Raw genomic sequence first — 9271 nt, forward strand, 5'->3', positions numbered from 1 at the left:
CGGTCGGTGAATGCCACTGACTCTTCCAGTACGGCGGCGGCCGGACCAGATCGTTCAGACGGGGCCAAAAGACCCCGCCCCGCGACCTTCACCCGGCCCGGTCCGCGTCGCCCCGGACCCGTCGCCGTCGGCGCTGTCGTCGAGGTCATCGAAGTCTTCGAGGTCTTCGAGGTCGAGGGCGAACGCGTCGATCTCGTCCTGGCTCATGTGCGCCACGGCCACATCGGCGGGGGTGAGACCGCCGTGGGCGCCGCAGTGCCGGGCGAACGCCTCCAGCGCGGCGGCCCACAGATCGGCCAGCGCGCCGATCCGCTCCTGGGGCAGCGCGGTGGCCGGCCAGGTCCAGGTGGCCGCCAGCGCGGGCCCCTCGTCGCCGTCCGCGACCAGGGCGGTCAGCTCGAGGAGTTGGGCCAGGGGCGCGGCCGGGTCCTGGTCGCCCCCCGTGTCGTGACCGGCCACGGGGGTGAAGGCCTCCGGGCCCGCGGTGAGGCTCCGGGTGAGCCGGCCCAGGTAGTTGAAGGCCAGCTCCGGCGCGGGCAGGTCCGACAGGAGCGGGCGCGTGTGCGCGTTGAGATGGCGCAACAGCCCGTACCCCGCGGCGCGTTCGGGCAGCTCGTCCAGCTGCTCGCGCACGGCGCTCAGGAGCCGGCCCGCCGCGCCCGGGTCGGACCAGGCCTGGGCGCGGTCCGGGGCGGGGAGTTCGAGGCGGGCGGGATGGGTGGTGGTGAACCAGCCGACCGTACGGGACAGCTCCGTGCCGGGCAGCAGGTCCTCGTCACGGCCGTGCCCCTCGACCTCCACGACGACGGCCGCGGCGCCGTTCGCGTCCCGCCAGTCGGCCACCGCCCAGGCCAGCGCGGCCAGCAGGAGGTCCTTGAGCTCGCACCGGTAGGCGGCGCAGGCCTCGCCCAGCAGGAGCGCGGTGGTCCGCGGCGACAGCCGTGTGGTGTGCCGTCGCGCGGTGGCCACCAGGTCCACGGCGGGGTCCAGGGGCCGGTCGGCCAGGGTGACCCGGGGTGGGCGCAGCGTACGGACCCAGCGGGGGGCGTCCGCGGCCAGCGCGGGGTCCTGTGCCAGGTCGGCCAGGCGCCGCGCCCAGGTGCGCAGTGAGGTGCCCACCGGCTGGAGGTCGTGCCGTCGTCCGCCGCGGGCGGCCCGGCAGGCTTCGGCGAGGTCGGGCAGCAGGACCCGCCAGGAGACGGCGTCCACGGCGAGGTGGTGCACGACGAGCAGCAGCATCCCTGCCCGGTCGGGCCCCCGGTCGAACAGGACCGCTTGGAGGACGGCTCCCCGCGTCGGGTCGAGCCGGGCACGGGCCGCTTCGCCCTCGCGGGCCAGCACGCGCCGCAGTTCGGAGTCGTCGGCCGCGCTGACGTCCACGTGCCGCAGGCAGTCGCCGGCGCCGGTCGAGCCCGTCTCGCGCACGCGCAGTTCCCACCGGCCGTCGTCGTCGGTGAGGATCAGGCGGAGCGCGTCGTGGTGGTCGGCCAGGGCGGCGAGCGCGCTCGCGGTGTGCTCGGCGCCGAGGCCGGGCGGGGTGTGGACGAGCGTGGACTGGCAGAAGCGGGTGACGGGCGCCCCGCTGTCGCGCAGCCAGGAGACGATGGGGGTGAGCGGCACCGGGCCCACGCCGCTGCCCGGGGGTTCCGCGAGGGATCCGGCGGCGTCGGCAGCGACGGAGGCGAGCCGGGCCGGGGTGGCGTGCTCGAAGACCTGACGTGGCGTCAGGACGAGGCCGGCACGGCGGGCCCGGGCGACGAGGTCGATGGCGAGGATGCTGTCGCCGCCCAGGTCGAAGAAGCCGTCGTCGACGCCGAGCCCGGGCACGTTGAGGACGTCCCCGAACAGGCCGACCAGTGTCTCCTCGCGGGTCCCGGTGGCCGCGCGGGAGCGGCTCAGGGGGGTGAAGTCCGGTGCGGGCAGCGCGGCGCGGTCGAGCTTGCCGTGGGCGGTCGCGGGAAGGGCGGGGAGGACGAGGACGGCGGCGGGCACCAGTTGGCGCGGCAGCACGCGGGCGGCGTGCGCGCGGACCGCGGCCGGGTCGGGGGCGGCGCCCGGCTCGGGCACGACGTAGGCGACCAGGCGGGGCACGTCCTCGGCGGTGTGCAGGGTGACGACCGCGGTGGCGACCCCCTCCGCGGTGGCCACCGCGGCCTCCACCTCGCCCGTCTCGACGCGGACGCCCCGCAGTTGGACCTGGTCGTCGCCGCGCCCCAGGAAGTCGAGGCGGCCGTCGCGGCGCCGGCGGACGATGTCGCCGGTGCGGTAGGCGCGTTCGCCGGGCGCCCCGTACGGGAAGGCCACGAAGCGCTCGGCGGTGAGCGCGGGGCGCCCGAGGTAGCCGCGGGCCAGCCCGTCGCCGCAGACGTAGAGCTCGCCGGGGACGCCGACCGGGACCGGTCGCAGGGCGGCGTCGAGGACGTATGCGCGGGTGTGGCGGACCGGTCGGCCGATCGGTACGCCGTCGGCGCCGTCGAGCGGGTCGGAGGCGCAGACCATCACGGTGGACTCGGTGGGCCCGTAGGCGTTGACCACGCGCCGGCCGGGGGCCCAGCGCCGCACGAGTTCGGGCCCGCACGCCTCGCCGCCGACGACGAGCGTCGAGAGGGAGGCCAGCCGGTGCCGGGGCACGGTCGCGAGCGCGGCGGGCGGCACCAGGGCGTGCGTGACCCGGTGGGTGTCGACGGTGTCGGCGAGCAGGTCGCCCGCCAGGGGCCCCGGCTCCGGTACGACGAGGGCGGCGCCGGCGGTGAACGCCATGGTCAGTTCGAGCACCAGGGCGTCGAAGCCCGGCGCGGACAGTTGCAGGACCCTGCTGTCGGGGCGCACCGCGAACCGCTCCCGCTCCTCCGCGGCCAGGGCGGCCAGGCCGGTGTGCGGGACGACGACGCCCTTGGGGACGCCGGTGGACCCCGAGGTGTGCAGGACGTAGGCGGCGTTGTCGTGGCGCAGCGGGCGGACCCGGTCGCCGTCGGTGGGCGCGTGCCGGGGCCGGCTGCCCGGGTCGAGGTCCCGCACGGCGGCCGCGGGCACGTCCCGGACGCGTGCGGCGCCCGCCGGGTCGGTGAGGACCAGGGCGGCGGCGCAGTTGGTGAGCAGGGTCGTGACGCGGGCGTCGGGGAGGGCGGGGTCGACGGGGGTCCAGGCCGCGCCCGCCTTGCCGACGGCCAGGACGCACTCGATCAGGTCCGCGGATTTGGGGAGCAGCAGGGCGACGACGTCCTCGGTGCCGATACCACGGGCGATCAGCTCGTGGGCGAGGGCGTTGGCGCGTGCGTCGAGTTCGGCGTAGCTCCACTCGCGTGCGTCCGTGACGAGCGCCGTCGCGTCCGGTGTGCGCCGTGCCTGGCGCTCGAACAGCTCGGGCAGGGGGGCGCTGTCGGTGCCGTCGGCGGTGTCGTTCCACTCGGTCAGCAGCCGGTGGCGTTCGCCGGGGGGCAGCAGCTCCAGGGCGCCGACGGCGCGGTCCGGTTCGCTCACCGCGGAGGCGAGGAGGCGTACCAGGCGGGCGGTGATGAGTTCGGCGCTCTCCTGGTCGAACAGTTCGGCGCTGTACTGGAGTGAGCCCGTGCAGCCGCCCTCGGGGCGCTCGCCGAGGGCGAAGGACAGGTCGAACTTGACGGAGCCGGTGCCCACGGGAACGGATTCCGCCGTCAGCCCGGGGACGTCCGGCAGCGGGGGCGCGCTGTCGGCGTCGGCGGGTTCCACGGTGAGCGACACCTGGAACAGCGGGTGGCGGGCGGCGGAGCGCTCCGGGTCGATGGCCTCCACCAGCCGCTCGAAGGGCAGGTCCTGATGGGCGAAGGCGCGCAGGTCCGCGTGGCGCACGCGGGCCACGAGGTCGCGGAAGGAGGGGTCGCCCGATACGTCGGTCCGCAGTACCAGCGTGTTCACGAAGAACCCGACCAGGTCCTCCAGAGCGGCGTCCCCGCGGCCCGCGACGGGCGCGCCGATGGGGATGTCCTCTCCCGCGCCGAGCCGTGACAGCAGCAGGGCGAGCGCGGACTGCACCACCATGAACACCGTCGCGCCCGTCTCGCGGGCCAGGCGCACCATGTCCGCGTGCACCTCAGCGGGGACCGTGAACTCCGTGCGGCCGCCGTGCTGGGCGGCCACCACCGGCCGGGGACGGTCCACGGGGAGGTCCAGTTCCACCGGCAGGTCCACGAGTTCCGCGCGCCAGAAGTCGAGCTGGCGCGAGAGCGCGCTGTGCGGGTCGTCCTCGCCGCCCAGCGCCGCCCGCTGCCACAGGGCGTAGTCCGCGTACTGCACCGGGAGCGGGGGCGGGTCCGCCTGGGCGCCCGCGCACCGGGCCGCGAACGCCGCCGCGAAGTCCCGGGCGAGCGGCCCGACCGACCATCCGTCGCCCGCGATGTGGTGCAGCACGATCAGCACCACCGAGGTGTCCGGCGCGGTGCGGAACAGGAAGGCGCGCACGGGGAGGTCACCGGACAGGTCGAAGGGCGTGCGCGCGGCCTGCGTGAGACGCTCGGTCAGCTCCTCCTCCGGCACGTCCGCCGTGTGCCAGGGGATGACCGCGTCGCCGGCGAGGACCGTCTGGTGGGGGCCGTCGGCGTCCTCCGCGAAGACGGTGCGCAGGCTCTCGTGCCGCGTCACCACGTCACGCAGGGCTGCGCGCAGCGCCGTCTCGTCCAGCGGTCCGCGCAGCCGCAGGGCCATGGGTACGTTGTACGCCGCGCCCGGGCCGTCCAGCCGGTGCAGGAGCCACAGCCGGCGCTGCGCGTAGGACAGCGGCAGCCGTCGGGGGCGCGGGCCCGCGCGCAGGACGGGGCCGGCCGGGCGGTCGCCCGCGCCGAGCAGCGCGGCCGTACCGGCCGGGGTCGGGTGCTCGAAGAAGTCGGTGATGGTCAGGTCGGCGGCGAAGGTGGCGCGGACGCGGTTGATCAGCCGGATCGCGGCCAGGGAGTGCCCGCCGTGGGCGAAGAACGACTCGTGGGGGCCCACGGCCGGCACGTCGAGGAAGTCGGCGAAGAGGCCGCACAGGATCTCCTCGTGCGGAGTGCGCGGCGCCGTCGGGCGCGCCGGGGCCGGTGCGCCCGCGGGCCGGCGCGCGGTTCCGCTTCCGGCGTCGGGCTCTGTCCCGTGCCGGCGCCGGAGTTCACCGTTTCTGGTCCACCGGCCCCTTTCCCCTGTCGCCCGGAGCCACCGGCCGTGCGGGGCGAAGGGGTCGGCGAGCAGGCCGTCGCCGGGTTCGTCGGTCAGCTCGTGGATGTCGCCGGCCAGGCCCACCGGCAGCGGGCGCAGCCGCCCGTCGAGGACGTACGCGCCGGCCTGCCGCCCGAGGCTCAGCACGTGTTCCCGCTCGGCGGTGTCGAGGAGCGGGAGGTCGGCGACCGCCGTGTCGGGGTCGGCCGCGGCGGCCGCGAGGAGCCGCAGCAGCCGGTCGACGAGGGCTCGCGCGGTGGCCTGTTCGAACCGGTCGGTGCTGTAGGCGAGGGTGCCGGTCATGCCTGCCGGGGCTCCGTCGGCGAGGCTCTCGCCGAGTTCGAGGTCGAGGTCGAACTTGGCGGTGCCGGTGTCCACCGGGACCGGTTCGGTGCGCAGCCCCGGCAGGTCGCTCGCGGCGCCGAGCGCGGCGATGTCGTCGGCGGTGTGGCAGGTCAGCACGGTCTGGACGAGGGGGTGGCGGGTGGTGGCGCGCTCGGGGTTGAGGATCTCCACCAGCCGCTCGAAGGGCAGGTCCTGATGGGCGTACGCCTCCAGGTCCCGTTCCCGTACGCGGGCCACCAGTTCCCGGAACGTCGGGTCGCCCGACAGGTCCGTCCGCAGCACCAGGGTGTTCACGAAGAACCCGACCAGGCCCTCCAGGGCCGCGTCGCCACGGCCCGCGACGGGCGCGCCGATCGGTATGTCCTCACCGGCTCCCGAGCGCGAGAGCAGCGATGCCAACGCCGCCTGCAGCACCATGAACACCGTCGCTCCCGACGCGCGGGCCAGGCGCACCACGTCCGCGTGGACCTCGGCGGGCACGGTGAACTCCACGCGGCCGCCCCGGTCGCAGGCGGTGGCCGGGCGGGGGTGGTCCGCGGGCAGCTCGATCTCGGCGGGCAGTTCGGCGAGCCGCTCGCGCCAGTACGCGATCCGCGCCGTGATCACGCTGTCCGGGTCGTCCTCGGAGCCGAGCGACTCCCGCTGCCAGAGGGCGTAGTCCGCGTACTGCGCGGGCAACTCCCGCCATCGCGGCTCGTTTCCCGCCACTCGTGCCGCGAAGGCGGTCTTCAGGTCGCCCACCAACGGGCGGACGGACCAGCCGTCGCTCGCGATGTGGTGCACCAGCAGAAGCAGTACGTGTTCGTCGGTGCCCAGCTCGAACAGCACGGCCCGCAAGGGGAGTTCCCGTTGGAGGTCGAAGGCGTGCCGCGCGGCGGCCGCCAGTCGCTCCGCCAGCTCGCCCTCCGAGCAGCGCGCCACCGCGAACTCCGGTGCCGCGTCGCCCACTTCCCGGACCGCCTGGTACGCACCCCGCGCGTCCTGGGCGAACACCGTGCGCAGGCTCTCGTGCCGGGCCACGACATCGGCCAGCGCGAGCTGTAGGGCCTCCCGGTCCAGCCCGCCGCTGAGCCGCAGCGCCAACGGCACGTTGTACGCGGCGCCCGGCCCTTCCAGCTGATGCAGGAACCACAGCCGCCGCTGGCCGAACGACAACGGCAACCGTTCCGGGCGGGCCCCCGTCCGCAGTGCCGCCCCGGCCGTGCCGGCTTCCGCCACCCGGAGGGCGAGCCGGGCGGCGGTGGGGGCCTGGAAGACGTCGCTCACGGAGAGTTCCGCGCCCAGCGCGTCACGGACGCGGGTGACCAGACGGGCGGCGGTGAGGGAATGGCCGCCCCGGTCGAAGAAGCCCTCGTCGACGCCGACCGCGTCGAGGCCGAGGACATCGGCGAACAGGCCGCACAGGATCTCCTCGTGCGGGGTGCGCGGGCCGCGCAGGGCCTGGCCGGTCCCGGCGCGGGGGACGGTCAGCGCGGCGCGGTCGAGTTTGCCGTTGCGGTTCAGCGGCAGGTCGTCCACGAACAGGACCGCGGAGGGGACGAGGTGGGCGGGCAGCCGCCGGGCGAGCGCGGCCCGCAGCGCCGCCGGGTCCGGGTCGGTGCCCGGTTCGGCGATGACCAGGGCGACGAGGCGTTCGCCGTCCGCCGTCACGGCGCAGCGGGCGCCCCCGGCCTCTTCGCTCAGGCAGGCCTCCACCTCGGCCGGCTCGACGCGGAAGCCGCGCACCTTCACCTGGTCGTCGTCGCGGCCCACGAAGTCGAGGGTGCCGTCGGCCCGTCGGCGCACGAGGTCACCGGTCCGGTACATGCGGCCGCCGCCGGGCGCGGCGACGAACCGCTGCGCGGTGAGCGCGGGGTTGTTCAGGTAGCCCCGGGCGAGGCCGGGTCCGCGGAGGTACAGCTCGCCGGTGGCGCCGGGCGGCGCGGGCCGCAGCGCGAAGTCCAGGACGTGGACCGTGGCCCCGGTGGTGGGGCGGCCGATGGGCGGGACCCCCGTGTCGGGCGCCAGCGGCTCGGTCATGGTGGCGCAGACGGTGAACTCGGTGGGGCCGTAGGCGTTCACCAGGCGGCGGCCCGGTGCCCAGCGGCGTACGACCTCCGCGCTGCAGGCGTCCCCGGCCACGGTGATCGTGACGCCGGGGGGCACCGCGCCGTCGGGCAGGACCGCGAGTACCGCCGGGGGCAGGGTGACGTGGGTGATGTGCCGTTCCGAGAGGAGGGCGGTCAGGCCGGGGCCCGGCAGCAGCCGGTCGGCGGACGCGAACACGGCCGTGCCGCCGGACAGCAGGCCGAGCAGGAGTTCGGAGACGGAGGCGTCGAAGGTGGTGGAGGCGAACTGCAGGACGCGGCTGTCCGCGCGCACGGCGAAGCGCGCGATCTGTCCGGCGGCGAGGGCGGTCAGGCCCTGATGGGTGACGACCACCGCTTTGGGCCGGCCCGTGGAGCCGGAGGTGTGCACGGCGTAGGCCGGGTGGCGTGGATCGAGGGGGCGGTCCAGTTCCTCGTCCCGTACGTCGTGGCCGGGCAGCGCCGCGAGGTCGGCGCGGGTGACGGGCGCGTCCAGCGACACGGTGGGCACGGTGTGGGCGGTGAGGTCGACCTCGCCGGTGGTGACCAGGAGTACGGGCGCGGTGTCGGCGAGGACCAGCCGGGTGCGCTCCTCCGGGTGCGCGGGGTCGACGGGCACGTGGGCGGCGCCCGCCTTGGCGACGGCGAGGAGGGTGACCGCGAGGTCGGCCGAGCGGGGTACGGCCACGGCGACGAAGCGTTCGGGCCCCGCGCCGCGCGCGATCAGCAGGCGCGCGAGGCGGTTGGCCCGCTCGTTCAGCTCGGCCGCGGTGAGGGAGGTTCCCTCGTCGGTCACCGCGGTGTTCCTGGGGCTGCGGGCGGCACGCCGCTCGACCAGGCGGTGCCAGAACGCGTGCGGCGGCGCCTGCGGCCCCCGGCCGCGGGGTCCGTCCAGGTCGGCGGACTCGGCGGGGGTGAGCAGTTCGGCCTGCGCCACGCGCCGGTCCGGGGTGCGGCAGATCTGGCGCAGGACGTGGGTGAAGCGGTCGGCCACGGAGGCCAGTTCGCGGTCGTCGAAGAGGCCGGGGGCGCAGTCGAGCCGCAGGCGCAGCACGTCGTCGGGGTGTACGGCGAGGGCGAGGGGGAAGTGCGTGGCGTCGTAGCCGTCGGTGGCGGTGACCGTGAGGCCGGGGACGATCTCGGTGGTGCCGGCGCCGGGGGGGTAGTTCTCCACCACGAGCGCGGTGTCGAAGAGTTCGCCGTGTCCGGCCACCCGCTGGATCTCCGCGAGCCCCAGATGCTCGTGCGCCAGCAACCGCACCCGCTCACCCTGCACCCGCACCACCAGATCCCCCAGACACTCCGCAGGATCCAACCGCACCCGCAACGGCACCGTATTGATGAACAACCCCACCATCGACGCCACCCCGTCCAACTCCGCGGGACGCCCCGACACCGTCACCCCGAACACCACATCCCCACGCCCCACCAAGCCACCCAGCAACACCCCCCACGCCGCCTGCACCACCGCACCCACCGTCACCCCACGCCCCCGCGCGAACCCCACCACCGCGGCGGAGGTCGCCGCGTCGAGGGCCCTCTCCAGACGGCGGGGCCGCTCGGCCGTGCCCTTGAGGCCGGGGGCGAGCAGGGAAGGGGCGTCGAGGCCGGCGAGGGCGCCGCGCCAGGCCCGTACGGCCGCGTCCCGGTCCTGCTCGGCCAGCCACGCCAGATGGTCCCGGAACGGACGCACG

1 protein-coding gene is annotated in these 9271 nt (G+C 76.0%); it reads right to left on the reverse strand.

Annotation, left to right across the window (positions count from 1 at the left end; all coding sequences use genetic code 11):
* Nucleotides 1-54: 54 nt before the first annotated feature.
* The coding region (locus ACZ5GP_RS33830) for an amino acid adenylation domain-containing protein (protein WP_468754498.1) at nt 55-9271 on the reverse strand (9217 nt) is incomplete at its 5' end.

The organism is Streptomyces sp. NPDC031466, from assembly GCF_055581265.1.